Source organism: Brevundimonas sp. Bb-A (assembly GCF_009394735.1).
GTDB classification, from domain to species: domain Bacteria; phylum Pseudomonadota; class Alphaproteobacteria; order Caulobacterales; family Caulobacteraceae; genus Brevundimonas; species Brevundimonas aurantiaca.
Map to the genome: position 1 here is coordinate 547,944 of NZ_CP045456.1, position 24,670 is coordinate 572,613.

A 24,670-nucleotide genomic window follows, 5' to 3' on the forward strand; every position below is an offset into this window, starting at 1 on the left:
GCGACAGGGTGACGGATCGCGTCCTGGCGCTCAAGCCCGTTGACCGGCTCTTGCACAGGCTTGTCGCCCCTGCGATAGGCCGGATCAGGCGGTTAAGGGAACACGGTGAGACACCGTGGCTGTGCCCGCAACTGTAGGCGGCGAGAGCGTCGTCCGTCCGGGGTCTAGACCTCGGCGCCACTGGGTGACTGGGAAGGCGAGGACGGCGGTTTATGACCCGCAAGCCAGGAGACCTGGCCGCCGACGTCGCTCGCTCCTGTCCGGGACCAGACAGAGGCGCGGTTTCTCCGTGGAAGCGACCCGATCTTGCGTCGTCCCGGCCTCGCGGCCGGGCGGATCGGCTCGCTGGTCACGACCCTGCGCGCGCATTCGCCGGGCCGATACGGGGACATCGCTCACAATGAAGCGCTCCATTCTTTCATCGACGGCGGCCATGGCCGCCGTCATCGCCGCACCCGCTTTCGCCGATGAGGCGACCCAGCTGGACGAGGTCGTGGTCACCGCCACCCGCCTGCCCGCCATCGTCGCCGAGACGCCCGGCGCCCGGGTCATCGATTCTAGGATCATCGAGCAACGCGGCGCCGTCTTCGCCGCCGACATCCTGTCCGACGTGCCTGGCCTGTCGGTGACGCGAACGGGGGCCTTCGGCGGGATCGCCCAGGTCCGCATGCGCGGCGCGACGCCGGGCAAGACCCTGGTGCTGGTGGACGGGGCGCCGATCAATGATGCGGCCGAACCGAACGGCGCCTATGACTTCTCCAGCTTCGAACTGGCCGACATCGACCGGATCGAGGTGCTCAGTGGTCCGCAGTCGTCCCTGTGGGGATCGGACGCCATCGGCGGGGTGATTTCCTTCACCACGCGCGAAATCGATGGCGTTCGCGCCGAGGCCGAGGCCGGCAGCTTCGACACGGCGCGCGGTCGTCTGTCGGCCGGCGTCGCCAATGAGACCTACGCCTTCAGCGCCTATGTCTCGCGCTTCCAGACCGACGGGATTTCCGCGGCGGACAAGGCGGACGGCAATCCCGAGACCGACGGCTTTCGCAGCACGACCCTGGGCGCCAAGGGCCGCTATGTCCTGTCCGACGCCGTCAAGATCGACGGCGCCGTGCGCTGGAACGACAGCCACGCCGACATCGACGGCTTCCCGGCGCCCGACTATGTGCTGGCCGACACCGGCGACGCCCAGGACAGCGAACAGTGGTCGGGCTTCGGTCGGGTGACGGCCCAGGCTCTGGGTCTGACGCATCAGTTCAGCATTTCGGCCTCGGAGCTGGAGCGCACCTCCTACAGCGACGGCACGCCCTTGACCTTCAACGGCGACCGCCAAGCCTATCGCTGGCAGGCGGACGGCGAAACCCGAGGCGTCGACTACGCTTTCGGGATCGAGCGCAACGAGGCGTCAGCCAACCTGTACTCGGGCCTGTCGCGCGACCTGGCGATCACCTCGGCGTTCGGCATGGCGCAAGCGGACCTGGGCGCCCTGAACCTGACCGGCGGTTTGCGCTATGACGACACGGACGACTTCGGCTCCAAGACCACGGGGCGGATTTCGGCGGCCTATGATCTGGCCGGCGGCTTCATTCTGTCGGGCGCCTATGGCACGGGCTTCAAGGCGCCGACCGTCAGCCAGGCGGTGTGCGACTATTGTTTCGCGCCCCAGCCGTGGCCCGCGCTGAAGCCGGAGACGGCCGACAGCGTCGAGATCGCCCTGGGCTGGGCCTCCGCCGACGGTCGATTCGAGGGACGCGCGACCCTGTATCGGCTGAACGTCGAGGACCAGATCACCTATTCCGCCGGCCGCTACGTCAACGTCGCCAAGACGCGGTCGGACGGGCTCGAGCTGGAAGGCCGCGCGCGCCTCGGCGCCGGTTTCGACCTGACCTTGGCCTACGCCTGGACCGACGCTGCGGACCGCACCACGGGCGCCCGGCTGCTCCGCGTGCCCGAACACGCCGGTTCGGCGACCCTGGGCTGGACGGGGGATCGACTGTCGGGCGCCCTGACCGTGCGGGCGGAAGGCGAGCAGGACGATTCCGGCGGCTTCTCGACCGTGGTCCGCAAGGGTTTCGTCACGGCCAATCTGAACGCGGCCTACGCCTTGACGGACAAGGTCGCCCTGACGGCGCGGATCGAGAACCTGGGCGACGAACACTATCAGCAGGTGTTCGGCTATGGAGAGCCCGGCCGGTCGGCCTATGTCGGGGTCAGGCTGCGCTACTGATCAGGCTGCGGGCGTCGGCGGCGAAGGCCGCCGGCGCCTCCAGCGCCAGTTCCGACCAGTCCAGGTCGGGACCGGGCGCATGGGCGGCCGCCAATATGGCGCGCAGCTCGGCGGCGGAGGCCACGCTGGCCACCACCCGGTCCACCGCCTCCAGAGAAAAGGCGTAGGCCAGGGCGGCCTGCATCGGATCGCAGCGCCGTTCCGCCAGGCGCCGTCGGATGCGCGACAGGGCCTGATCATAGCCGGTCAAATGGGCCGGAAGATCGTCGCCGGGGGCGAACAACAGGCCGCCGGCGAAGACCGAAGACAGGTGGACCTGGGCCCCCAGGGCCTTGATCTCATCCAGAATTCCCTCGGCCGCCGCGCGCTGATCCAGAAGATTGCAGGCGACCTGAACCACATCGGCCTCCAGGCGTCGCGCCAGCAGGACCGGCCCATCTTCGACCGTGGCGCAAAAGCCGATGCTGCGAAACAGGCCGCGGGCCTTCAAGGCCTGCAGCCGGTCCCAAAGGGCCCGCCCCTCGGCGCCGGCCAGGTCGGCGGGATTGTTGACCAGCAGGGCCTCGCCCCGCGGCAGGCCCAGACGTTCCAAGGAGCGGCGCGCCCGCGCCTCAACCCGATCCAGTCCTTCGCCCAGGCCGACGGTGCGAACCGTGACGCGGAAGGGGGAGGGGAAGGGCCAGGCCTGGCCCAACAGCCGTTCGCCGTCGCCGGTCGGCTTGGTCGCGATCACCTTGACCCCCGCGTCCGCTCCCGTCTGCAACAGGAAACGCATCGCGTCCTCGCGGGCGCCCGACGGGGCGGCCATGAGGGGCTTGGCGGCGCGCTCGGGCTCGGTCACCACGGCCAGGGCCAGGCGATCGACCGGCGATGGCGCCGAGGGAGAGGGTGGGGACTGCGTCACCCCCCGATCATGCCCCCCAAAGCTTAAGGGAGGTTGATCAAGACCTTACGCGAGTCTTACTCATCGACCGCCGATATGGGTCGGGCGCGCTCAGCCGTCGGCGTCGGGCTGCCGGTCCGGGTGGGCCGCCTGAAAGGCCGGATGGGCCTGGGCGGCGGCCTCGACCGCCAGAAGGCGCGGCCAGGGCGTCAGGGCCAGATTGAACCGCCGCGCCGAATAGAGCTGTGGAATCAGATAGCAGTCCGCCAGTCCGGGACGATCGCCGAAACTCCAACCCGCACCGTGGCGCGCGACCAGGACCTCCAGAGCGTCGAAGCCCGGCGTAATCCAGCGCCCCGCCCAGGCGTCGACCGTCGCCTGATCGGCGCCGAACTCCTGACGCAGGGCGGTCAGGACGCGAAGATTGTTCAGCGGATGGATGTCGCAGCCGATCAGGGCCGCCATGGCCCGGACCTGGGCGCGGTCCTGGGCGTCCTTCGGCAACAGGGGCGGCTCGGGATGGGTCTCCTCCAGCCATTCCAGGATCGCCGGGCTTTGGGTCAGGACCGTCTCCCCCTGCTGCAAGGCGGGGGTCATGCCCTGGGGATTGATCGCCAGAAAGGCGGGGGCCTTCTGTTCGCCCTTGCGCAGATCAAGGGCCGCAGTCTGATAAGCCAGTCCCTTCAGCCCCAGGCCGATGCGGACCCGATAGCTGGCGCCGGACCGCCAATAGCCGTGCAGGATCATCAGACGATCTCGAAGCTCAGGGGCGCCAGACCCTCGATGGCGACCGCCACCTTGTCGCCGCGCACGATCGGCCCGACGCCGGACGGGGTTCCGGTGAAGATCAGGTCGCCCGGCTGAAGCGTCCAGAGCCCGCCCGCCGCCGCGACGATCTGGTCCGGGTTCAGGATCATGTCGCTGAGGACGCTGGATTGGCGGGTTTCGCCATTGACGGTCAGGACGATGGACCCGTCCGGGTTCGGCAGGGCGCCAAGGGTTATGGCGCCGCAGGGCGCCGACTGATCAAACCCCTTGGCGGCGTCCCAAGGGCGACCGGCCGCCTTGGCCTGGGCCTGCAGATCGCGTCGGGTCAGATCGCACCCGGCGGCCCAGCCGACGATCCGCCCGCCTTCGCCGATGGCCGCCACCAGCTCGGCCTCATAGTGCAGCTGGGCCGTCGCGGACGGGTAGGCCGGATCGGCGCTGTCGGTCACCACGGCGTCGGCCGGCTTCGAAAAGAAGAAGGGCGTCTGCTTCTCCGGATCCGACCCCATTTCTCGCGCATGGGCGGCGTAGTTCTGGCCCACGCACAGAATCCGCCGCACGGGAAACCGTCGCGCATCGCCGATGATCGGCAGGCTGGGCTGGGGTCGGGGCTCGAACAGAAAGGCGGTCATGGCGCCAATCTAAGGCGCCGGGACGGAGGTGACGAGGCCTTCACCGACATTGGCGACGACGGAACCTCGACAGGGGTGTGGCGTTGGCAGACGGGGTTCCCTATTCTAATGCCAAGCTTGAAACTGGAGCGCGCATCATGGCCACCACCAAGGCTCGAGAAGACATCAAGGCCGATCTGAAGACCCTGAAGGAGGATCTGAAGGCCGGCGCTCGTGAAGAAACCCAGCGCCTGCGCGAAAAGGCCGAGGAGGCCGAGGCCCGCCTGCGCGCCAAGAGCGAGGAAGTGCGCGAACAGGCCCGCACCTATTACGACGCCGCCCGCGTTCGGGGCCGCGAATATTACGACGACGCCGCCGAGCGCCTGGACGAAGCCCAGCGCTATGTCGTCGAACGGGTGCAGGAACGTCCGCTCCAGTCCACGGCCATCGCCCTGGGCGTCGGTCTGGTGCTGGGCATGCTGCTGGCCGGTCGCCGCCGCTGATGTTCAAGGGCATCCTCAAGCGCGCCGTGGCGACCGCCGTGGTCGCCGCCAGCGTCTTTTTGGCCGTCATCTTCCTGGGCGTCGCTGTGTTCTACGCCCTCCAATTGATGACCACGCCCTTGGGCGCGGCCGCCATCACCTTCGGCCTGTTCGCCTTGACGGCCCTGATCGTCGCCCTCGTCTTCCTGAAGCGCGCCGAAGGGGACGATGAGGACGAGGAGGAGGATCCGGAGGGTCTGGCCGGCAAGATCCTGCATATGGTGCGCGAGCGCCCTGTCATCGGGGTGGTCGGCGGACTGGGGGCCGCCTTCCTGCTGCTGCGCAATCCCGCCCTGGCCGCGATCGTGGCCGGCATGGTGGCGGACCGCAAGATGGAGCATCGCGGCTACGGCCGTCGCCGGCGGCGATAGTCTTTCCTTTCTCTGTCGCGGGCGGAACGCCCCGCGACCGGGAACGTTGATCCACCGACGGACGAACGGCTGCGAGGCCGCCGTCGGAAACATCAACGCAGGAGAGCTAAACCCATGATTCGCTGGGCAATTATCTTCCTGGTCGTGGCTTTGATCGCAGCCGTTCTCGGCTTCGGCGGCATCGCGAACTTCTCGTTCGAGATCGCCAAATTCATCGCCGTGATCGCCATCATCCTGTTCGTCATCGCCCTTGTGGCCGGCGGACTTCGCGGACGCGGCGCGCCTCGATTGTAAAGGGCGTCGAGCTTCAAAACGGAAAGGGCCGGAACGCGAGTTCCGGCCCTTTCTTCATGCCGAGGTCCTTATGGGCCGTGGCCGAGATGGAAAGGCGGCGTCAGACCGCCGCCTTTTCCAGCATGCCCGGCGCGTTCGGATCGGGCGCCGTCGCCGCGTGGCGGGTGTCTTGGCGACGCGGAAGCCTCCACACCTGATGCGGCCTGTAGGCCGCGCCGTCCCAGGCCAGGGCGGTGACCGTGATGGTCTTGGCGTCCCACTCCACCTGATTGAAGCCGGGCGGCGATCCCCGCTCCCGATGCGACAAGGTTCCGCAACCCACCGCATAGGAACAGCGATCCGCCAGGTCGATCGCCAGGGCGAAGGGCACATGGACATGGCCCGTCATGATCAGATCCACGCCCGCCTCGGCGAAGATCAGCGCCGCCTCGTCCCCGCGCTTGACCTCACCGGTCATCGGCGCCCCGATCATCTCGATCAGCGGATGGTGACAGGCGAGGATGCGCAGCGCCCCGATCGGCGCCTGCCGCAGGGCCTCGGCCGCGCGCCGGGTCTGGTCCAGATCGATGACCCCCTTTGACCAGTTGGGCCGGGCCTGCCAGCCGCGCGCCGTGACGACGCCGCGCACCATGACGGTCTCATTGCAGAACTGGCCGTCGTGGGCGGGAAACCCGGTCGCCGTCTCGAACGCTTTCCAGGGATGGAACAGCCTTGCGACCGCGTCCCAGTAGGGGACGTCGTGGTTGCCGACGATGACGAAGCGCGGCTCGGGCATGGCGCGCATCCAGCGACCCGCCGCCGCGAACTCCTTGGGATAGCCCTTCTGGGTGATATCGCCTGTGATCAGGACCAGGTCGTTGGGCGTGGCGTGGGCGTATTCCAGGGCGGCGGCGACCGCCCCCTTGTGCTCACATCCGAAATGAACATCGGAAAACTGGAGAATACGCCCCATTACAGACTGTCCTCGGCGGCGGGGGGGTTGGGCGCCAGGGCGCGAAACGCCTTGGGAATGAACCGCACCGTCGCCTCGGGGCTCAGAAGAAGGGGTTCGCCGTCGATCACGGCGGGAATCTTGGACCGAGCGCGCACGTCGATCCGCTTGGCGGGGCGGGTCGAGACCGCGGGATCATGGCGCCAGTCGCTGAACAGGGCCGTCGCCGCCAGTCGGAAGGCCTGGGTGGCGTCCGACGGATCCAGCGCCGCCGCCTCCAGCCCCGTCGGCTCCTCCATCGCCTTGGAGATCATCGGGCTGATCAACACCAGGGCTTCGGCGCGGCGACGGCCGCCTCCGTCCAGGCTGAACCTCAATCGGCCGGAAAAGGCTCGCTTCAGCGCCCGTCGAGCATAGGCCCAGGCCAGTCTCAGCTTTCCGGTCCGCATCGCCTCCCGCGCCGGGGCCCAAAGGGCCGGCGATCCCAGGATGGCCGCGCAGTAGAAATATTCCCCGCCGACCTCGCCGCCGGACACCGTCTGGGGCTCGCCCTCCTCCAGGGCGTGGCGCAAGGCCGCCTTCCAATCGCCGGTGCCGTAAAGCGCCTTGGGCAACATATTCATGGTGCCCCCGGGCAGGGGGGCGATCATCGGACCGTCCGGCCTGGCCTTGGCCGCCACCGAACGGGCCGTGCCGTCCCCGGCAAGAACGAAGATGACGTCGGGCGTTGCGGCGAAGGCGTCGGCGATGGCCTGGTCGAAGCCGCCGCCTTGCAACAGCACGACCTGGCTCTCCACCTCATAGTCGGCCAGGATCGCCTCGACCTCTGCGACGGCGCGCGGTCCGACGCCGCCTGACAGCGGATTCACCAGAATGACCAACCGCTTCAGCGACGCATGAGGCGTCAGGACGCGGCCCGCGTCCGGGCGCTGCCCGCCCGCCCCTGTGTCGGGCTCAGAGCTCAGGATGTCGGTCATGTCGGGCCGAACGCCTGCCAAGCCGAGCCGTTCCCCTCAGTGTGGTGCGGACGTCGCTTTGACGCTTCAGCGGCTGGGGCTGGGCGTTCGGTCGATCAAGGCCTGCCCGTGGGCCCAGGCGGTCGCGATCCATCCGTCCATGGTCCGGCCGGCGGTCTCGACTGAACCCGCCCTGATCGACAGAACCAGCGTCAGGGCGCCGATCAGGGCCAGCAGAACCAGAAGGGTGTTGACCAGGGACGCCGCCGAGACTCTGCGTTTGCGTTTGCGAGGCCGCGACCAGATCGGTCCCTCGGCGCCGGTCGAAGCCCGCGTGAGTGTGGAAAATCGCATCGTCCTGCCCCCATAAGCTTGACTGCCGTGCGGCGATTTTAGCCGCTTAAGCGGAACAGTGATAGACAAGGGAACCGGTGCGGGAGTCCAGCGTTCTCGTATTCGGGGCGAACCCAGGATAAAGGAATTCACCATGAACAAGGCCATCATCGCCATAGCCGGCGCCGGTCTTCTGGCTTCGGCCTGCGCCAGCGATCCTTACGGCGGCACCAACCAGACGGTGCGCCAGGGCGCCATCGGCGCGGGCCTCGGCGCCGTGGCGGGCGCGGTCATCGGCAACAATGTCGGCGGCGGCAATGCGGCCACCGGCGCCCTGATCGGCGGCGCCCTGGGCGGTGCGGCCGGCGCGGTGCGCGGCTCTCAGGCGGACCGCAACAACCAGCAGCGTTATCGCGACAGCCAAGGTCGCTACTACTACTGCTACGACAACCGCCAGGACGAATGCTACTGGGACAATGGCCAACGGCGCTATTGAGCCTCAGGGTTTCTGAACGGACGTGAGACGGTTCGCGTCCGTTCAACCGGGCGGCTCGTCGGCGACGGGCCGCCCTTTTTGCGTCTGCAGACGCACAACCGAGGGGGACGGTATGAGATATCTGACGATTTCGGCATTCGGTTTGGCTGCGGCCGTGTCGGCCTGCGCCACCGCGCCTTCGCGAGACGCAATCGTGACGGGGGAATCTCCGTGCGCGCCGGTGCGGTTCGACATCTATTTCCGTGAAGGCGAGGCTCGGCTTACGCCTGCGGCCGATCAGGCGATCACGGCGGCGGCGAATGTGCTGAAGACCTGCGACGTTCGGCGGGTCCAAGTGCTGGGCCTCGCGGACGCCACGGGCGGGTCTGCGGCCAACCTCAGCCTCTCTCAACAGAGGGCGCGGTCCGTGGCCCAGGCCTTGAACACCGCCGGCCTGCCCGCCCCCGTCTTCGACGTGGCCGCCGCCGGGGACGTCGGCGCAGTCACGACCGAGGGCGCTGCCGAGCCGTTGCGCCGCCGCACCGAGGTGGCGATCGACGCCCATCCTCGCTGATCCCGTAAAGGCGCCCTGACAGGGGCGGTCTCCCGGCCTAAAAGGCCGATCATGCGCCTTCTTTTCTCCATCCTGTTCAAGGCCGGCCGGCTCCGCGACGGCTCCAGAGTCGGGGTGCGCCTGCTGCTGGTCTTGAACCTGGGCCTGCTGCTGGGCCTGGCCTCTCCGGCCCTGGCCCAGGTCCGAAGCCAAGCCCCCGTCGAGACGGGCGCTCAGGGCGAGGAGAACATCCGGGCGGAACTCATTCCTCTGACGCGCTGGGCGGCGCCGGGCTCCACCGCCGTGGTGGCGGTGCGACAGCAGATCGCCGAGGGGTGGCACACCTATTGGCGCAACCCCGGCGATTCCGGGGGCCCCACCACCCTGAACTGGCGCCTTCCGCCGGGGGTCGAGGCCGGCGACATCGTCTGGCCCCTGCCGACCCGCCAGCGGCTGATGAGCTTGGTCAACTACGGCTATTCGGGCGAGGTCTATCTGCCCGTGCCGATCGAGATCCCGGCCTCGGCCCGACCCGGCACCACCCTGCCCCTGGTCGCCGACGCCCTGTTCCTGGTGTGCAGCGACCAGATGTGCGTGCCGGTGCAGATGAGCCTGAGGCTGGACCTGCCGATCCGGGAGGGGGCGCCGCCGCTGGACCCGGATCACGGCCGGGCGCTCCAGGCCGTGCTCGAGGCCGCGCCCCGCCCTGCCGGGATCGAGGCGCGCGCCGCGCTCGAGAACGGCGTCCTGACCCTGTCGGCGGCGGGCGGGCCGCTGGCGGAGATCATGGGCGGCGCGCCGGGCGTGACCCAGGCCTATTTCTATCCCTATGACGGCGGCGTGATCGACCATGCGGCGGCCCAGTCGGGCCAGGCCGGCCCCCGGGGGCTGAGCCTGACCCTGACCCCCGGCGCCGATCTGAAGGCCCAGGGCCTGACCCGACCGGTGTCCGGCGTCCTGGCCACCGACGCCGGCGCCTGGGAGATCACGGCCCGGCCCGGTCCCCCCCTGCCCGGAACGGCCGGCGGCGCGGCCCTCAGCGGCGAGGCCGCCCCCCCCGCCGAAGGGGCCGGCGCGGACCTGATCCTGCAGTCGATCCTGTTCGCCTTCGTCGGCGGACTGATCCTGAATCTGATGCCCTGCGTCTTTCCCATACTGGCGATGAAGGCCGCCGCCCTGGCCGCCTCGGCCCATCAGGCCGGCGAGGCCCGGCGCGACGGCCTGCTGTTCCTGGCCGGGGTCCTGTCCAGCTTCCTGGTCCTGGCGGGCGCCCTGCTGATCCTGCGCGCGGGCGGCGAGGCCATAGGCTGGGGCTTCCAGCTTCAGTCGCCGGCGGTGATCGCGGGCCTGGCCCTGCTGATGCTGGGCGTCGGCCTGAACCTGTCGGGCGTCTTCCATGTCGGGGCAGGACTGCAGGGGGCCGGCGCCGGTCCCCTGTCGCGGCTGCCCGGCGGCGTGGGGGCCTTCTTCACCGGGGTGCTGGCCGTGGTCGTCGCCGCCCCCTGCACCGCCCCCTTCATGGCCGCCGCCCTCGGCGCAGCCCTGCTGGCGCCCTGGCCGGCGGCCCTGGCGATCTTCCTGATGCTGGGCCTGGGCCTGGCCCTGCCCTATGTGGCGATCAGCCTGTCGCCCGGCCTGTTGCGACGCTTCCCCCGGCCGGGGCCGTGGATGGAGCGGCTGAAGGCCTTGCTGGCCTTCCCCATGTACGGCGCGGCCCTGTGGCTGGTCTGGGTCTTTTCGCGCCAGACGGGACCCGACGCCTTGGCCCTGGTCCTCGCTGCGGGCCTGATGCTGGCCTTCGGTCTGTGGCTGTCCGGCATGAACCAGGCGCGCCGGGCCCAGGGCGGGACCGCCGTGGTCAGCGCCGTCGCCGCCACCCTGGCCCTGCTCTTCGCCGTCGGTTTCGCCGGTCTGGCCGCCACCCGGCCGCCGTCCGCGGAGGCGGCCGAGACCGGTTCCCTCACAGCCGCCCACTGGTCGGCCGAGGCCGTCCGCGCCGCCCAGGCCGCAGGCCGTCCCGTCCTGGTCAACTTCACCGCCGACTGGTGCGTCACCTGCAAGATCAATGAGCGCGCCGCCCTGTCCTCGCCCCGCGTCGCCGAGGCCCTGAAGGCGTCGAACACCCTCTATCTGGTCGGCGACTGGACCCGCCGCGACGACGCCATCAGCCGTGAACTGGAGCGTCACGGCCGCTCGGGCGTGCCCCTGTATCTGCTGTATCCGGCGGAAGGCGGCGAGCCCCGCGTTCTGCCGCAACTGTTGACTGAAGGCCTGGTCCTCGAGGCGCTCCGCCCCGTCAAAACGACTAGACCTCAGGCTGAGGCGGGGCGGTGATCACTTCGACATTGTCGTTCAGCAAATAGGACAGTTCCGACAGGGCCGTAGCGCGCTCTGCGGGGGTAGCGGCGGCCTGAACCGCCTGGACCTTTTTCGGCATGTCCTCGGAGATGCCGCGCAGGATGCATTTCAGATCGCCGTCGGTGCCCCGTTCCTTCAGAATCAGATGGCCCTGCAGGTCCAGGGCCGCCAGTTCGTCCGCCTGGGCCTTGAAGCCGGTGAAGGCCTGGCTGGTGAAGAAACCGGCGTCGTCCGCAGCCTTTGACGCCGCCCAGCCGTCGACCATCGCCTTCAGCCTCCCGGACCGGGCCACGATGTCGGCGAACAGGGGCTCGGCCGCCACGGACACGGGGGCGCCGGCGGCCGCAGCGGGCTGATCAGCCGCCAGGGCCACGGCGGGATTGGACAGGGTCAGGGCGATCGTGAGAGCAAGGCCGCAGGACATGGGTGACTTCCTGTTTCAGCGTCGGCTAGGACGTTGAACCGGCATACGCTCGACCCGTAAACGAGTGTTTACCTTCCTTGTCTTCCCAAGATTTCTCCTCCCGAGGACGACTGATGACCCGCAACGACGCCTGGACCGCCTTCGACGCCGCCGCCGCAACGGCGGGCAAAGCCCGTATCGTGGACCAGTTCGCCGCCGATCCGGACCGGCTGGCGCGGATGTCGGTCGAGGCGGCGGGTCTCTATCTGGATCTGTCGAAACAGAGCTGGACCCGGGACGCCTTCGAGGCCTGTCTGGACCTGGCCCACGCCTGCGACGTCGAGGGCCGTCGCGCCGCCCTGTTCGCCGGCGAGGCCGTCAACCTGACCGAGGGCCGGGCCGTGCTGCATCCGGCCCTGCGGGCCCCGGCCGGCGCCGACTTCAAGGCCCTGGGCGAGCCGGTCTCGGCCGAGGTGGACGCGGTGCGCGCCGACATGAAGACCTATGCCGAAGCCGTGCGCGCGGGCGCCGAGGCGGGGGCGACGGGCAAACGGTTCAAAGCCATCGTCCATGTCGGCATCGGCGGCTCGGACCTGGGTCCGCGCGTGGTGTGGGACGCCCTGCGGCCGCTGGAGCCGTCCATCGACCTGCGTTTCGTCGCCAACATCGACCCCCGCGACATGGCCGAGGCCCTGACGGGGCTCGATCCCGAGACCACCCTGGTCGTGGTGGTGTCCAAGACCTTCACCACCCAGGAAACCCTGGCCAACGCCGAGGCGGCCAAGGCCTGGCTGGCGGCCGCCCTGCCGGTCGAAGGCATGACGAAACACTTCATCGGGGTGACGGCGGCGCCGGACAAGGCGGCGGCCTTCGGCTGCGGCCGCACCTTCGCGTTCAGGGACTGGGTCGGCGGACGCTATTCGCTGTGGTCGGCGGTCAGCCTGTCGTGCGCCATCGCCCTGGGCTGGGACGTGTTCGAGGCCATGCTGGCCGGGGCGGCGGCCATGGACGATCACTTCGTCTCGGCCCCGCTGGAGCGGAACGCCCCGATCCTTCTGGCCCTGGCCCAGGTCTTCAACGTTGACGGCCTGAACCGGCCGGCCCGCACGGTGGCCCCCTATGCCCACGCCCTGCGCCGCCTGCCGTCCTTCCTGCAGCAGCTGGAGATGGAGTCGAACGGCAAGCGGGTGCATCGCGACGGAACCCCCGTGACGCGCCAGACCTGCCCCGTCGTCTTCGGCGAGCCCGGCACCAACGGCCAGCACGCCTTCTTCCAGCAGATCCACCAGGGTCCCCAGATCGTCCCGGCCGAGTTCGTCATCGTGGCCAAGACCCATGGAGACGCGCCGGAATCGCCGCTCTGGTCCAACGCCCTGGCCCAGGGTCAGGCCCTGATGCTGGGCAAGACCACCGAAGCCGCCAAGGCGGAAGGCCTGGCCCAGGGCCTGTCGCAAGAAGAGGCGACCCGTCTGGCGACCCACCGGACCTTCACCGGAAACCGCCCCTCGACCGCCATACTGATGGACCGTCTGACGCCCCAGACCCTGGGCGCCCTTCTGGCCCTCTATGAGCACAAGACCTTCGTCGAGGGCGTGATCTGGGACATCAACAGCTTCGACCAATGGGGCGTAGAGCTGGGCAAGGTCCTAGCGAAGGCGATCCTGAAGGATGTGGAGGCGGGACGACCGTCCGAGGCACTGGACCCCTCTACCGCCGCCCTGATGCGACGCCTGTCGCAATGAAGGTCGTCGCTGCAACTTGGCAAAGGGTCGAGGCCCTGGCGCTTTTCGGCGCGGCCCTGGCGGCCTACGCCCATATGGACGCCAGCTGGATCCTGTTCGCCGTCCTGTTTTTGGCGCCCGACGTCAGTTTCGCAGCCTATCTGGCGGGGCCGAGTCTCGGCGCCCTGGGCTATAATCTGGCGCACAGCCTGATCGGCCCCCTCGTGCTGGGAGCCGTGGGGCTCGCCGCATCCATCCCCTCAGCCACGTCCGTGGCCCTAATCTGGCTGGCCCATATCGGCCTGGATCGCGCCCTGGGGTATGGGCTGAAATCGCCTGAAGCCTTTGGCGTGACTCATCTCGGCCTGATCGGACGCGCGCGTTCGCGACCCTGATCAAACCCGGTCCTCGCGGTCCGGCGCGGCGTCGATCGTCAGGACGCGCCGGGGGGTGCGTCTCCCGGCCGGCGGCGAGCGGTGCAGGACCACCGGCAAGTCCGGCCAGGCCTCCCAGCCCGGCGCCGTGCCCTTGATGACGGCGACGTCGCCAGGGCGAAGGGTGCGGACCCGACGACGCGTGCCGATCAGGCGCCCGTCCAGATCCTCGCCGATCTCGCCGGCGAAGGCCCATTCCGGCCCCGGCCCCTCATAGGCGACGATCAGGCGTACCGGCACGGCGTCCTGATGAAACCGCGGGCAGGCGCGGCGGGTCACGGTCTCGCAGCGCGCCCGCCAGGCGTCGCATCCGCTTATCGCCGCCACAATCTCCGCCAATCCCTCGATATCCTGCAGCAACCACTCGGGCGCCGGACCGGACGTGGCGATCCAGCGCCCGTCGCAGTCGGCGGTGAAGTCCGGCGGGGGTAAGGCGTCCGGCGGCATGGGACTGGGCCGCGACCAGATCGCCATCCGCACCTGCGGCTCGAACAGGGTGGTGAAGACCGTGGGCGCCTGCCCCTGGACGACTGCGCCGACCGCCATGGAAAACCTTGCTGACTATGCATGTTATAATATAACGTAACTCTCACAGTCGCCGGGCTGTGGTCAAGCTCGGCGCAGCAGCCGTGGAGCGCCGTCATGTCCGAGTTCAAGACCCTGCCCGTCACCGTCCTGTCCGGCTTTCTCGGGGCCGGCAAGACGACCCTGCTGAACCACGTCCTGGCGAACCGCGACGGGCTGCGGGTCGCGGTCATCGTCAACGACATGAGCGAGGTGAACATCGACGCCGCCCTGGTGCGCGACGGCGGCGGGGCGGACCTGTCGCGGACCGAGGAACGGCTGGTTGAGATGTCCAACGGCTGTATCTGCTGCACCCTGCGCGAGGACCTGCTGATCGAGGTCGGCAAGCTGGCGCGCGAGGGTCGGTTCGACTGCCTGCTGATCGAATCCACCGGGATTTCCGAACCCATGCCGGTCGCCGCCACCTTCGACTTCCGCGACGAGGACGGTTTCAGCCTGTCGGACCTGGCCCGGATCGACACCATGGTGACGGTGGTGGACGCCTTCAACTTCCACCGCGACTATCCCTCGACCGACCGGCTGAAGACTCGCGGCGAACATCTGGGCGAGGACGACGAACGCACGATCGCCAATCTGCTGATCGACCAGATCGAGTTCGCCGACGTCATCGTGCTGAACAAGTGCGATCTGCTCGATGCGACCCAACTCGGGACGCTGAAGGCGATGATGACCCAGTTCAATCCGCGCGCCCGGATCATCCAGGCAGTGCGCGGCGCCGTGCCCCTGGATCAGGTCGTCGGCACGGGCCTGTTCGACATGGAAAGGGCGGAACAGGCGGCCGGCTGGTCCCAGGCCCTGCGCGGCGAGGTGACGCCCGAGACCGAGGAATACGGCGTCTCAACCTTCGTCTACAGGGCGCGCAGACCCTTTCATCCCCGACGCTTCTACGACCTGCTGCAGCGCGAATGGCCCGGCGTCTGGCGCTCCAAGGGCTTCTTCTGGCTGGCCAGCCGGATGGACTATGTCGGTTCCTGGAGCCAGGCCGGGGCCGTGACCGAACATGAATGGGGCGGACTGTGGTGGGCTTCGGCGCCGCGCGAGCGCTGGCCCGACGACAACGCCGAATGGCTGAAGGCGATCGAGGCCGTCTGGCGACAACCCTATGGCGACCGTCGTCAGGAGATCGTCCTGATCGGCAAGGACATGAACCGCGATCTGCTGACCTCCCTGTTCGACGCCGCCCTTTTGAGCCGGTTCGAGATGGAACGCGGACCCAAGGGCTGGGCCAGGCTGGAGGATCCCTTCCCGCATTGGGACCCGCGTCGGGACGCGGCATGACAAAAGGGGCGTCTTGATAAGGCGCCCCTTCTGAATTTCACGTCCGCAGTCTACCAGCGGCGATCGTAGCGATAGTCGCGGCGCTCGTCGCGCCGGTCATAGCGCTGGTCGCGGCGCCAGTCGCGATAATCACGGCGCTGCTCCCAGCGCGGGTCGCGGCTGTTGATGCCGTGCTCGCGTTCCCAGTGGCCCTGGTTCCGGTAGCATTGGCCGCCGCGATAATAGCCGCAGTCCGATCCGCGATTGGACGAGGCTACCGCGCCCAAGGCCGCGCCGGCCAAGGCGCCGCCCGCAATATAGGTTCCGTCGCCATTGCCGTAGACGGCGCCCGCCAGTCCGCCGACGGCGGCGCCGATCAGGGCGTTGCGGGCGGTGTCGTCGCGGTCACGCGACTGGGCCGAAGCCGGGGCGGCGGTCAAGGCCAGGGCGGCGGCGGGGGCGACAACGGCGGCGGTGATTTTCAACAGCTTGGACATGGTCCGTCTCCTCTGAATCGCCTCGCGTCTTCCGGGGATCGCGAGCGTTGAGGTGGTTTTAGCGCGCGCCGTTTGAACGGGTTCGGAGGCCGTGGTTCATCGCGCGTTCATCCGTCGCGGAAGTTTCACACGCGGCGGCGCTTGACGCCCCGCCGCCCTCTGACTAACTCCCGCTCGCGTTAGCACTCTCCGTGGTCGGCTGCTAAAACGGCGGTCGCGGAGAGGCTGACCCATTGTTCAAATCGCCCCATTCGGGGGATCAAGGGAGACAACCGATGGCGTTTCGTCCGCTCGGCGACCGCGTGCTGGTCAAGCGCGTTGAAGAAGAATCCAAGACCAAGGGCGGGATCATCATCCCCGACACCGCCAAGGAAAAGCCCCAGGAAGGCGAAGTCGTCGCCGTCGGCCCCGGCGCCCGCGACGACTCGGGCAAGGTCAACGCCCTGGAGCTGAAGACCGGCGACCGCATCCTGTTCGGCAAGTGGTCGGGCACGGAAGTGAAGATCGACGGCGAAGACCTGATCATCATGAAAGAGTCGGACGTGCTTGGAGTGCTGAGCTAAGGCTCAGCCCTCAGTGGCGAGTGATCAGTGGCGAGTGGCGAGCAGGTTTCCGGACGAAACCGCCGCCGTCGCCCCAATCTCAGATCCTCGCCACTCGCCACTAACCACTCGCCACTCACACAAAAGGAGCTGCCCGCATGGCCGCTAAAATCGTACAGTTCAACACCGACGCGCGCGACAAGATGCTGCGCGGCGTCAACGTCCTCGCCAACGCCGTCAAGGTGACCCTGGGTCCGAAGGGTCGCAACGTCGTGATCCAGAAGTCCTTCGGCGCCCCGCGCTCGACCAAGGACGGCGTCTCGGTCGCCAAGGAAATCGAGCTGGAAGACGCCTTCGAGAACATGGGCGCCCAGATGATCCGCGAAGTCGCTTCGAAGACGAACGACAAGGCGGGCGACGGCACCACCACCGCGACCGTTCTGGCTCAAGCCATCGTGCAAGAGGGCCTCAAGGCCGTCGCCGCCGGCATGAACCCGATGGATCTGAAGCGCGGCATCGACAAGGCCGTCGGCCTGGTCCTGGAAGAGGTCAAGACCAACTCCAAGCCCGTTTCCAACAACTCGGAAATCGCCCAGGTCGGCACCATTTCGGCCAACGGCGACTCCGAAATCGGCGAGCTGATCGCCCAGGCCATGGCCAAGGTCGGCAATGAGGGCGTGATCACCGTCGAGGAAGCCAAGACCGCCGACACCACCGTCGACGTCGTCGAAGGCATGCAGTTCGACCGCGGCTATCTGAGCCCCTACTTCATCACCAACGCCGACAAGATGGAGGCCGTTCTCGAAGAGCCGCTGATCCTGCTGTTCGAGAAGAAGCTGACCTCGCTGCAGGCCATGCTGCCGATCCTGGAAGCCGTGGTGCAGTCGGGCCGTCCGCTGCTGATCATCGCCGAGGACATCGAAGGCGAAGCCCTGGCCACCCTGGTGGTCAACAAGCTGCGCGGCGGCCTGCGCGTCGCCGCCGTCAAGGCGCCGGGCTTCGGCGACCGCCGCAAGGCCATGCTGGAAGACATCGCCATCCTGACGGGCGGCCAAGTCATCTCGGAAGACCTGGGCATCAAGCTGGAGAGCGTCACGCTCGACATGCTCGGCAAGGCCAAGAAGGTCTCGATCACCAAGGACGACACCACCATCGTCGAAGGCGTGGGTGAGAAGGCCGACATCGAAGCCCGCGTGGCCCAGATCAAGCGCCAGATCGAAGACACCACCTCCGACTACGACAAGGAAAAGCTGCAGGAACGTCTGGCCAAGCTGGCCGGCGGCGTCGCGGTTCTCCGCGTCGGCGGCTCGACCGAAGTCGAAGTGAAGGAAAAGAAGGACCGCGTCGACGACGCCCTGAACGCCACCCGCGCTGCGGCTGACGAAGGCATCGTTCCCGGCGGCGGCATCGCCCTGTTGAAGGCCTCCAAGATCCTGGCCGACGTCAAGGGCGACAACGCCGACCAGAACGCCGGCATCGCCATCATCCGTCGCGCCCTGCAGGCCCCGATCCGTCAGATCGCCGAAAACGCCGGCGTCGAAGGCTCGATCGTGGTCGGCAAGGTGCTGGAGAACAACGACGCCTCCTTCGGCTTCAACGCCCAGACGGAAGAGTACGGCGACCTGGTCAAGATGGGCGTCATCGACCCCGCCAAGGTCGTCCGCACGGCCCTGCAAGACGCCGCTTCGGTGGCCGGCATCCTGATCACCACGGAAGCCGCCGTCGCCGACGCCCCCAAGAAGTCGGGCGGCGCCGCCGCTCCTGACATGGGCGGCATGGGCGGCATGGGTGGCATGGACTTCTAAGTCCAAGCCTTCCGACGCTGAAATGCAGAAGGGCGGGACCGCGAGGTCCCGCCCTTTTCTATTGTCGCGCCCGTTCTGTGAGCGTCTGGATTATCGCGCTCAAAATTCGGAGATCGCCCCCGGCCGGCGCGACCGGCTCTTCAGCCACATGACGCCCAATAGATCGGCGAAGGCGACCTTCAGCCGGCCCCAGTTGGTGTATTTCGACCGGCCGGTTTCGCGGTGGCGGTGATCGACGTCCAGATACTGGTTTCGGTAACCCTCGCGGATCATCAGGGCCGGCAGATAGCGGTGGATGTGATCGAAATAGGGAAGCCGCAGGAAGACGTCGCGGCGAAAGGCCTTCAGCCCGCAGCCGGTGTCGTCGGCGTCGTCGCCCAGCAGTCGACGACGGATGCGGTTCGCCCAGACCGAGGCTTGGCGTTTGGCGGCGCTGTCCTGGCGCTTGGCCCGTCGCCCGCCGATCAGACCGACGTCTGCGGGGGCCGCAAGCAGGGCGTCCACCAGCCGGGGCGCATCGGCCGGCGGGTTCTGACCGTCGCCGTCCATCGTCACCACCACCGATCCCCGCGCCGCCAGCACCCCGGTGCGCACCGCCCGGCTCTGGCCCGCATTGGTTCCGTGGGCCAGAACCCGCAAGGTCGGCAGTTCGGCCATGGCCGCCTTCAGCTCGGCCAAGGTCGCGTCCCTGGAGGCGTCGTCGACGAAGATCATTTCATAGGACCGGCCGGCGAAGGCGGCCGCGATTTCACGCGCCAGGGGCACGGCGGCGCCGGCCTCGTCGTGAACGGGAACCACGACGGAGATCTGGGGCGCGTCAGGAGCGATTTGGGCGGTCATGCCGCTCCATAGACGAGATCGACGGCTTAGGGGAGACGGCTGACGCCGGCCCGGTCCCCGTGTAAGGAGTCTCTCATGAAGAGCTTCGATCTGGATCGCCGCATCGCCGGCTGGAGAGGCCCCCTGCTGGCGGCCCTGTTGACGCTGGTCGCCGGCCTGCCGGGCCTGCTGCTCCTGCCGCCGCTGGATCGGGACGAAAGCCGCTTCGCCCAGGCCACCGTCCAGATGCTGGAGAGCGGCGACTATGTGGACATCCGCTTCCAGGACGAGCCGCGCTGGAAGAAGCCGGTCGGCATCTATTGGCTGCAGGCCGCCGCCGTCGCCCTGACCTCGGACCCCGAGGATCGCGAGATCGCCCCCTATCGGATCCCCTCTCTCCTGGGGGCCATGCTGGCCGCCTGGGCTGTCGCCTGGGCGGGTTCGGCCCTGCTGGGCGCGCGCGTCGGCTTCTTCGGCGGCGCGATCATGGGGGCGACCTTCCTTCTGTCCACCGAGGCCGGGATCGCCAAGACGGACGCCATGCTGTGCGGCGCCACCACCCTGGCCATGGCCGCCCTGGCGCGAATCTATATGGCGACCCGAGCCGGGGAACGACCGATCCGGCCCCACAAGCTTCTGTTCTGGCTGGGCCTGGGGCTGTCGATCCTGATCAAGGGGCCGATCGGCCTTCTGGTCGTGGCCCTGGCGATCCTGGCCCTGTCGATCTGGGACCGGGACGTCCGCTGGCTGGGCCGGCTGGGCTGGGGCTGGGGCCTGCCGCTGGTGGCCCTGATGGTCGGCCCCTGGGCGATCGCCATCACCATAGCCACCGACGGGGGCTTCTGGCGCGAAGCCATCGGCGGCGACCTGGCGCCCAAGATCGCCGGGGCCCATGAAAGCCATTCCGGCTTCCCGGGAATGTATGTGCTTCTCGCGCCCCTGCTGTTCTTCCCCTCGACCCTGCTGCTGCCTGCTGCGGTCGCGACCGGCTGGTCCCGTCGGGCCGAGCCGGCCATCCGCTTCCTGGTCTGCTGGCTGGTTCCCGGCTGGCTGATGTTCGAACTGGCCCCGACCAAGCTGTGGCACTACACCCTGCCGACCTTCGGCGCCCTGGCCCTGTTGGCCGCCGCCGCCCTGGCCCGGCCGATCGGCAAGGTCTCGCGGATCACCGGCGCGGCCCTGGCGGTATTCGCCGCCGTCCTGATCTGCGGCATCACCGTCTATGGCTTGACCGTCTACGGCACCTCGACGGCCCAGACCTGGGCGGCCCTGACGGTCGGATCGACCCTGGCGGCCGCAGCCGTCGGCGGTTTTCTGCTGCTGAACCGGGCGCCGGCGGCGGCGCTCGTCGCCTCCCTGGCCTTTGGGATCGTGGCCCACGCCGCCCTGTCGGGCACGATCCGGCAGCTGCGCCCCCTGGCCATCGCGCCTCGGCTGGAAAAGACCCTGGAGGCGGCCGACCTGCATCCCCGCCAGGGCCGCACGCCCGGACCGGTCGCCATCACCGGCTTTCATGAGCCCAGCTTCGTCTTCCTGACCGGTCGCGACACGGATCTGACGGACGCCCAAGGCGCCGCCCGCGCCCTGGCCGAAGGGCGGCCGGCCATCGTTGAAGGGCGAGACGCCGACGCCTTCCGCGCCGCCGCCGGGCGGCTGGGTGTGGCGGGCCGGGCGGTCGGGGTCGTGCGGGGCTACAACTATTCCGCCGGAGACGAGGTCAGCCTGACCGTCTATGCGCCCCCGCCCCGCACGGCGGAGCCTGCGACGCAAGCCGCCCCCGCCCTCGCGACGGCGGCGACCGCGCGATGAGCCGCCGCCTCATTCAGATCGTCGAGGTCGGCCCCCGCGACGGCCTTCAAAACGAAAAGACCGTGCTGGACCCCGCCGTCCGCGCCGAACTGGTGCGGCGGCTGGAGGCGGCCGGAGCCCGGCGGATCGAGGCCGTCTCCTTCGTCCATCCCAAATATGTGCCGCAGATGGCCGGGGCGGAAACGGTGATGGCGGCCCTGCCTCACGAAGCCGGACGCAGCCGCATCGGTCTGGTGCTGAACGGCCGAGGCTATGATCGCGCCCTGACCACGGCCGTGGACGAGGTCAATGTCTCGCTTTCCGCCACCGACGGCTTCGGCCTGAAGAACCAGGGCCTGGCCGTCAAGGACCAGCTGGCTATGCTGGGCGAGATCGTCGCCCGCCGTCACAACAGCCAGACGTCCGACGTTGTCCCCTCTCTGTCGGCGACCCTGTCATGCGTCTGGGGCTGTCCGTTTGACGGAGAAGTCTCGGTTCAGCAGGTCGGCGACCTTGTGGGGGCGATCGGCGCCTTGGGCGTCGGTGAAATCGCCCTGGCCGACACCATCGGCGCCGGAGATCCCTGGGCGGTGACGCGCAAGGTCGAGGCCGCCCGCCGGGCGGCGCCGGAGGCGCGCCTGCGCCTGCACTTCCACGACACGCGCAATACGGGGCTGGCGAACGCCTATGCCGGGGTGGAGGCGGGGGTGGACGTGCTGGACGCCTCGGTCGGCGGCATAGGCGGCTGTCCCTTCGCGCCCGGCGCCACCGGAAACATCGCCACCGAAGATCTGGTCTATATGCTGGAGCGCGCGGGTTTTCAGACCGGCTATGATCTGGACGCCCTGATCGAAACGGCGCGCTGGATCGGTGCGGTGCTCGGCCGCCCCGCCCCGTCCGCCCTTAGCCGGGCAGGCGGCTTTCCCCGCAGGTGACGAACGGACGCAATAGGGTTAATCAGACTTAAGAAGCGCAGCCGTTGCGCCGGGGAGAGGAGCCGCCATGCTGATCGCCATACCCCTGCTGCTGATCCCGGTGGTCCTCTACAATATCGTCGTGCTGTTCGGCGCAGACGGAAACGGCGGCATGAGCCAGGCCGACGCCCTGCTGCGTGATCCGCTGTTCTCCATTCCCATGGCGTCAGGGGCCCAGTGGAATGTGGGCTCGGGCGACCTGATCCTGTTCGTCGGCCTGATCCTGCTGTTCTTCGAACTGGTGAAATCGACGTCGAGCCAGAGGGTGGCCATCGTCAATCACGCCCTGTCGATGGTCCTGTTCATCATCGTCCTGGTCGAATTCCTGCTGATCCGCGGCTTCGCCACCTCGACCTTCTTTCTGATCGTGGTGATGATCCTGCTGGACGTGCTGGCCGGCTTCATCGTGACCATCATCGCGTCGCGCAAGGATTTCGACCTAGCCAACTGACGGCCGGTGCGCGGGGCGGCGAAAAGACGATTTAGGAAAAGGCGGTGAAGATCAGCGCCACGACGGCGACGTCGAAGACCTTGGCGGCGAGGCTGAGGGCGGCGGGCATGGCGTGTCCTGGCGGAGGCGTTTCGATACGCCTTCAGCAAGTTCCGTGCCGCCCGACGCCTAACGCCCGATCAGACGTCGGTCTTGGACGCGCGCCCGACCGGCGGCCGTCGCTCGGCCTCGCCCGAATACTCAGCCCCCAAATAGGCGGCGCGCGCGGCGTTCAGAACCGGAGGACCGCCCTTCAGGCCGCGCCTTTGCCCCTTCTGGCCCATCTGCTGGGCCACAAAGGCCGCCGCGCCGGGTTCGCCGGCCGTATGGACGGCAGGTCTTGCCGAGGACCCCGTTGCAGCCTCGGCCTCAGCCTCGGTCAGCGGCGCCGGGACCAGGGCCTTGGCCGCCGCCTGCTGAGCGCGCCGTTCGCGCTCGCGCCTTTCACCTTCGCGGCGATCCACGCGCTCAGGTCCGCTGACCGCCTGGATCCGATCGGTCATTTCGGCTTGGACTCGGCGAGACGGTCGATCTGGGCGCGCATTTCGTCCATCTGGCGGCGCATCTCCTCCAGGGCGTCGCTGTCTGCGGCCGCCTTGGTTTCCGCCGCCGGCGGGGCGGCCGTCTCGCTTCGGCCATAGCCGAAGCCGGGGAACATCTGCATCGCCCGTTCGAACACGGCCATATTGGTCTTGGCCGCCTCCTCGATCAGGGTCGCGCCGGCGCCGGCGCCGAAGGCCCGGCTCATCTGACTGGCGAACTGCTCCTGCTGACGGCTGAAGTTGGTCAGGGACATTTCCAGATAGGAGGGCAGAACGCCCTGCATCGAGCCGCCGTAGAAGCCGATCAGCTGACGCAGGAACTGGACCGGCAGCAGGGCCTCGCCCCGGCTTTCCTCTTCGAAGATGATCTGCGTCAGGATCTGGCGCGTCAGGTCGTCGTTGGTCTTGGCGTCATAGACGACGAACTCGGTCCCCTCGCGCACCATGGCGGCAAGGTCGTCCAAGGTCACATAGGTGCTGCTGCGCGTATTGTAGAGACGCCGGTTCGCATACTTCTTGATGACGACCTGATCGCCTTCGCCGGTCTTTCCGCCCTTGATGTTTTCGTCAGCCACGCTTGTTCTCGCGATTTTGCAACGCGCCACTATCGTCCGTTGCGGCGCGAAGCGCTAGAGGCTGATCCCAAGCGCGCCGCAAGGCCTCAGTGGCTCATCGCCGGGGCCAGTACGACCCCGACCAGGACGGCCGTCCAATGCACCGTCGCCCCGGTGACGACGAAACCGTGCCAGATGGCGCGGCGGAACGGCACCTTCGGGCTGATGAAGACCAGCACCCCGGCCGTATAGATCAGCCCGCCCAGAACCAGCAGGGCCAGGGCGACGGGGTGGACCGTCTCCACCATTGGCTTCAGAGCTGCGACGGCCAGCCAGCCGAAAACGACATAGACCGCGCTCCAGAACCGGTCGGATATGCGCGGCGCGAACAGCTTCACCCCGGCGCCCACGAAGGCCAGGGTCCAGATCAGGGCGGTGAAGCCGATCGACCAGAGGCCTTCGAACCTCTGGGTGGTGAAGGGGGTGTAGCTGCCGGCGATCATCAGGAAGATGGCCGCCTCATCCAGGCGGCGAAGCACCGGACGGGCCGCGCACGGGTTGGTCCAGTTATACAGGGTCGAGGCGGTCAGCATGCCGATCAGGCACAGGGCGTAGATGGCCGTGGCCAGAACGCCTCCGACCCCCGTATAGACCCCTGCCAAGCCCGCCAGAACGACGCCGCCGACGGCCGCCAGCATCAGACCCACCGCATGGACCCAGAGGTCCGCCAGCCTTTCGGCCCGGGTCTGATAGTGCTCGATCATGTCCAGCTCGTCCGGCGTGCAGACATGGGTGACAAGGCGTTTCAGCGTTCCCAGCATGGCCAATCAAATCCAAGATCGTCCCTATCGTTCCGACAGAATGCGCCGTCAGGATGACGAAGGACTGAATCCGGCGCGGTGTTTCGTCCGCTAGGTGACGAAGCCGCCCATATGCGGCAAAAGAGCCACTCGATAATTC

The 24,670-nt window shown here is 68.4% G+C and carries 28 protein-coding genes and 1 riboswitch; of the genes, 15 read left to right on the top strand and 13 right to left on the bottom strand.

From position 1 onward, the window contains the following. Positions 1–47: 47 nt before the first annotated feature. Positions 48–256: riboswitch (cobalamin riboswitch) on the top strand. Between the two features lie 144 nt (positions 257–400). Beyond that, positions 401–2,224, top strand: coding sequence for a TonB-dependent siderophore receptor (locus tag BSP_RS02725; RefSeq protein WP_152949212.1), 1,824 nt, complete (start codon positions 401–403; stop codon positions 2,222–2,224). Here the strand turns inward: BSP_RS02725 and BSP_RS02730 are convergent. From BSP_RS02730 to BSP_RS02740, 3 genes are all read right to left on the bottom strand, one after another. Then, positions 2,208–3,128: an aldo/keto reductase gene (locus BSP_RS02730; RefSeq protein ID WP_152949213.1), complete on the bottom strand. Its 921-nt coding sequence runs from the start codon at positions 3,126–3,128 to the stop codon at positions 2,208–2,210. The genes BSP_RS02725 and BSP_RS02730 overlap by 17 nt on opposite strands. A gap of 90 nt (positions 3,129–3,218) precedes the next feature. Next, positions 3,219–3,854: a maleylacetoacetate isomerase gene (maiA, locus tag BSP_RS02735; protein ID WP_054764356.1), complete on the bottom strand. Its 636-nt coding sequence runs from the start codon at positions 3,852–3,854 to the stop codon at positions 3,219–3,221. Beyond that, on the bottom strand, positions 3,854–4,507 hold the full coding sequence (locus tag BSP_RS02740; protein ID WP_152949214.1) for a fumarylacetoacetate hydrolase family protein: 654 nt from the start codon (positions 4,505–4,507) through the stop codon (positions 3,854–3,856). Before BSP_RS02740 ends, maiA begins: the two co-directional genes overlap by 1 nt. A gap of 137 nt (positions 4,508–4,644) precedes the next feature. On the opposite strand from BSP_RS02740, the gene BSP_RS02745 reads away from it, so the two are divergent. The 3 genes from BSP_RS02745 to BSP_RS02755 all read left to right on the top strand — a co-directional run bounded on the left by BSP_RS02745 (position 4,645) and on the right by BSP_RS02755 (position 5,693). Further along, complete coding sequence (locus BSP_RS02745) at positions 4,645–4,989, top strand: YqjD family protein (protein ID WP_054764358.1); 345 nt, start codon at positions 4,645–4,647, stop codon at positions 4,987–4,989. Continuing rightward, on the top strand, positions 4,989–5,399 hold the full coding sequence (locus BSP_RS02750; RefSeq protein WP_152949215.1) for a hypothetical protein: 411 nt from the start codon (positions 4,989–4,991) through the stop codon (positions 5,397–5,399). Before BSP_RS02745 ends, BSP_RS02750 begins: the two co-directional genes overlap by 1 nt. Before the next feature lie 114 nt (positions 5,400–5,513). Then, entirely contained in the window at positions 5,514–5,693 is a 180-nt protein-coding gene (locus tag BSP_RS02755; protein ID WP_008262305.1) for a DUF1328 domain-containing protein, read from the top strand. A gap of 100 nt (positions 5,694–5,793) precedes the next feature. On the opposite strand, the gene BSP_RS02760 is transcribed toward BSP_RS02755, so the two are convergent. From BSP_RS02760 to BSP_RS02770, 3 genes are all read right to left on the bottom strand, one after another. Continuing rightward, positions 5,794–6,645 (bottom strand): metallophosphoesterase, encoded by an 852-nt coding sequence (locus BSP_RS02760; RefSeq protein WP_152949216.1) that lies wholly within the window; start codon positions 6,643–6,645, stop codon positions 5,794–5,796. Beyond that, the gene (locus tag BSP_RS02765; protein WP_152949217.1) at positions 6,645–7,601 is read right to left on the bottom strand and encodes a diacylglycerol kinase family protein; all 957 of its coding nucleotides are present in this window, start codon (positions 7,599–7,601) and stop codon (positions 6,645–6,647) included. The genes BSP_RS02760 and BSP_RS02765 overlap by 1 nt, the downstream gene beginning before the upstream one ends. A 66-nt stretch (positions 7,602–7,667) precedes the next feature. Continuing rightward, positions 7,668–7,934: a hypothetical protein gene (locus BSP_RS02770; RefSeq protein WP_183216454.1), complete on the bottom strand. Its 267-nt coding sequence runs from the start codon at positions 7,932–7,934 to the stop codon at positions 7,668–7,670. Positions 7,935–8,067: 133 nt separating this feature from the next. Here BSP_RS02770 and BSP_RS02775 point away from each other — a divergent pair, with 133 nt between their 5' ends. The 3 genes from BSP_RS02775 (at position 8,068) to BSP_RS02785 (ending at position 11,275) form a co-directional block, all read left to right on the top strand. Next, positions 8,068–8,409 (top strand): glycine zipper domain-containing protein, encoded by a 342-nt coding sequence (locus tag BSP_RS02775; protein WP_054764362.1) that lies wholly within the window; start codon positions 8,068–8,070, stop codon positions 8,407–8,409. Between the two features lie 193 nt (positions 8,410–8,602). Next, positions 8,603–8,962, top strand: coding sequence for an OmpA family protein (locus BSP_RS02780; protein WP_227976024.1), 360 nt, complete (start codon positions 8,603–8,605; stop codon positions 8,960–8,962). Between the two features lie 51 nt (positions 8,963–9,013). Next, positions 9,014–11,275, top strand: a complete 2,262-nt coding sequence (locus tag BSP_RS02785) for a protein-disulfide reductase DsbD (protein ID WP_152949219.1) — start codon at positions 9,014–9,016, stop codon at positions 11,273–11,275. On the opposite strand, the gene BSP_RS02790 is transcribed toward BSP_RS02785, so the two are convergent. After that, positions 11,247–11,723 (bottom strand): hypothetical protein, encoded by a 477-nt coding sequence (locus BSP_RS02790; protein ID WP_054764365.1) that lies wholly within the window; start codon positions 11,721–11,723, stop codon positions 11,247–11,249. The two genes, BSP_RS02785 and BSP_RS02790, sit on opposite strands and share 29 nt — an antisense overlap. Positions 11,724–11,833: 110 nt before the next feature. Between BSP_RS02790 and pgi the strand changes: the two genes are divergently transcribed. After that, positions 11,834–13,444 (top strand): glucose-6-phosphate isomerase, encoded by a 1,611-nt coding sequence (pgi, locus tag BSP_RS02795; RefSeq protein WP_227976094.1) that lies wholly within the window; start codon positions 11,834–11,836, stop codon positions 13,442–13,444. Next, positions 13,441–13,818: a DUF4260 domain-containing protein gene (locus BSP_RS02800; protein WP_152949221.1), complete on the top strand. Its 378-nt coding sequence runs from the start codon at positions 13,441–13,443 to the stop codon at positions 13,816–13,818. Before pgi ends, BSP_RS02800 begins: the two co-directional genes overlap by 4 nt. Here BSP_RS02800 and BSP_RS02805 read toward each other — a convergent pair whose 3' ends face one another. After that, entirely contained in the window at positions 13,819–14,403 is a 585-nt protein-coding gene (locus BSP_RS02805) for a DUF1826 domain-containing protein (protein ID WP_152949222.1), read from the bottom strand. It lies immediately after the preceding gene. Between the two features lie 96 nt (positions 14,404–14,499). On the opposite strand from BSP_RS02805, the gene zigA reads away from it, so the two are divergent. Beyond that, positions 14,500–15,720 carry a zinc metallochaperone GTPase ZigA gene (zigA, locus tag BSP_RS02810; protein ID WP_152949223.1) on the top strand — a complete coding sequence of 407 codons (1,221 nt, stop codon included), beginning with the start codon at positions 14,500–14,502 and terminating at the stop codon, positions 15,718–15,720. Positions 15,721–15,770: 50 nt separating this feature from the next. Here zigA and BSP_RS02815 read toward each other — a convergent pair whose 3' ends face one another. After that, the gene (locus BSP_RS02815; RefSeq protein WP_152949224.1) at positions 15,771–16,196 is read right to left on the bottom strand and encodes a hypothetical protein; all 426 of its coding nucleotides are present in this window, start codon (positions 16,194–16,196) and stop codon (positions 15,771–15,773) included. Between the two features lie 275 nt (positions 16,197–16,471). Here BSP_RS02815 and groES point away from each other — a divergent pair, with 275 nt between their 5' ends. Both groES and groL read left to right on the top strand, forming a co-directional pair. Continuing rightward, positions 16,472–16,759, top strand: coding sequence for a co-chaperone GroES (groES, locus tag BSP_RS02820; RefSeq protein WP_152949225.1), 288 nt, complete (start codon positions 16,472–16,474; stop codon positions 16,757–16,759). A 137-nt stretch (positions 16,760–16,896) separates the two neighbouring features. Then, complete coding sequence (gene groL / locus BSP_RS02825) at positions 16,897–18,543, top strand: chaperonin GroEL (protein ID WP_054764371.1); 1,647 nt, start codon at positions 16,897–16,899, stop codon at positions 18,541–18,543. 99 nt (positions 18,544–18,642) lie between these two features. Here the strand turns inward: groL and BSP_RS02830 are convergent, their stop codons facing one another. Continuing rightward, positions 18,643–19,383 (bottom strand): glycosyltransferase family 2 protein, encoded by a 741-nt coding sequence (locus BSP_RS02830; RefSeq protein WP_054764372.1) that lies wholly within the window; start codon positions 19,381–19,383, stop codon positions 18,643–18,645. 75 nt (positions 19,384–19,458) lie between these two features. Between BSP_RS02830 and BSP_RS02835 the strand changes: the two genes are divergently transcribed. The 3 genes from BSP_RS02835 to BSP_RS02845 all read left to right on the top strand — a co-directional run bounded on the left by BSP_RS02835 (position 19,459) and on the right by BSP_RS02845 (position 22,575). Further along, positions 19,459–21,171: a glycosyltransferase family 39 protein gene (locus BSP_RS02835; protein WP_152949226.1), complete on the top strand. Its 1,713-nt coding sequence runs from the start codon at positions 19,459–19,461 to the stop codon at positions 21,169–21,171. Further along, a complete protein-coding gene (locus BSP_RS02840; RefSeq protein WP_152949227.1) occupies positions 21,168–22,085 on the top strand; it encodes a hydroxymethylglutaryl-CoA lyase in 918 nt (305 codons plus the stop codon). Before BSP_RS02835 ends, BSP_RS02840 begins: the two co-directional genes overlap by 4 nt. A 67-nt stretch (positions 22,086–22,152) precedes the next feature. Further along, a complete protein-coding gene (locus BSP_RS02845; RefSeq protein WP_054764375.1) occupies positions 22,153–22,575 on the top strand; it encodes a hypothetical protein in 423 nt (140 codons plus the stop codon). A 179-nt stretch (positions 22,576–22,754) separates the two neighbouring features. Here the strand turns inward: BSP_RS02845 and BSP_RS02850 are convergent, their stop codons facing one another. The 3 genes from BSP_RS02850 to BSP_RS02860 all read right to left on the bottom strand — a co-directional run bounded on the left by BSP_RS02850 (position 22,755) and on the right by BSP_RS02860 (position 24,531). Next, positions 22,755–23,117 carry a hypothetical protein gene (locus tag BSP_RS02850; RefSeq protein WP_054764376.1) on the bottom strand — a complete coding sequence of 121 codons (363 nt, stop codon included), beginning with the start codon at positions 23,115–23,117 and terminating at the stop codon, positions 22,755–22,757. Next, positions 23,114–23,731, bottom strand: coding sequence for a polyhydroxyalkanoate synthesis repressor PhaR (gene phaR, locus BSP_RS02855; RefSeq protein ID WP_054764377.1), 618 nt, complete (start codon positions 23,729–23,731; stop codon positions 23,114–23,116). Before phaR ends, BSP_RS02850 begins: the two co-directional genes overlap by 4 nt. An 86-nt stretch (positions 23,732–23,817) precedes the next feature. Next, the gene (locus BSP_RS02860; RefSeq protein WP_054764378.1) at positions 23,818–24,531 is read right to left on the bottom strand and encodes a hemolysin III family protein; all 714 of its coding nucleotides are present in this window, start codon (positions 24,529–24,531) and stop codon (positions 23,818–23,820) included. Between the last annotated feature and the right edge of the window lie 139 nt (positions 24,532–24,670).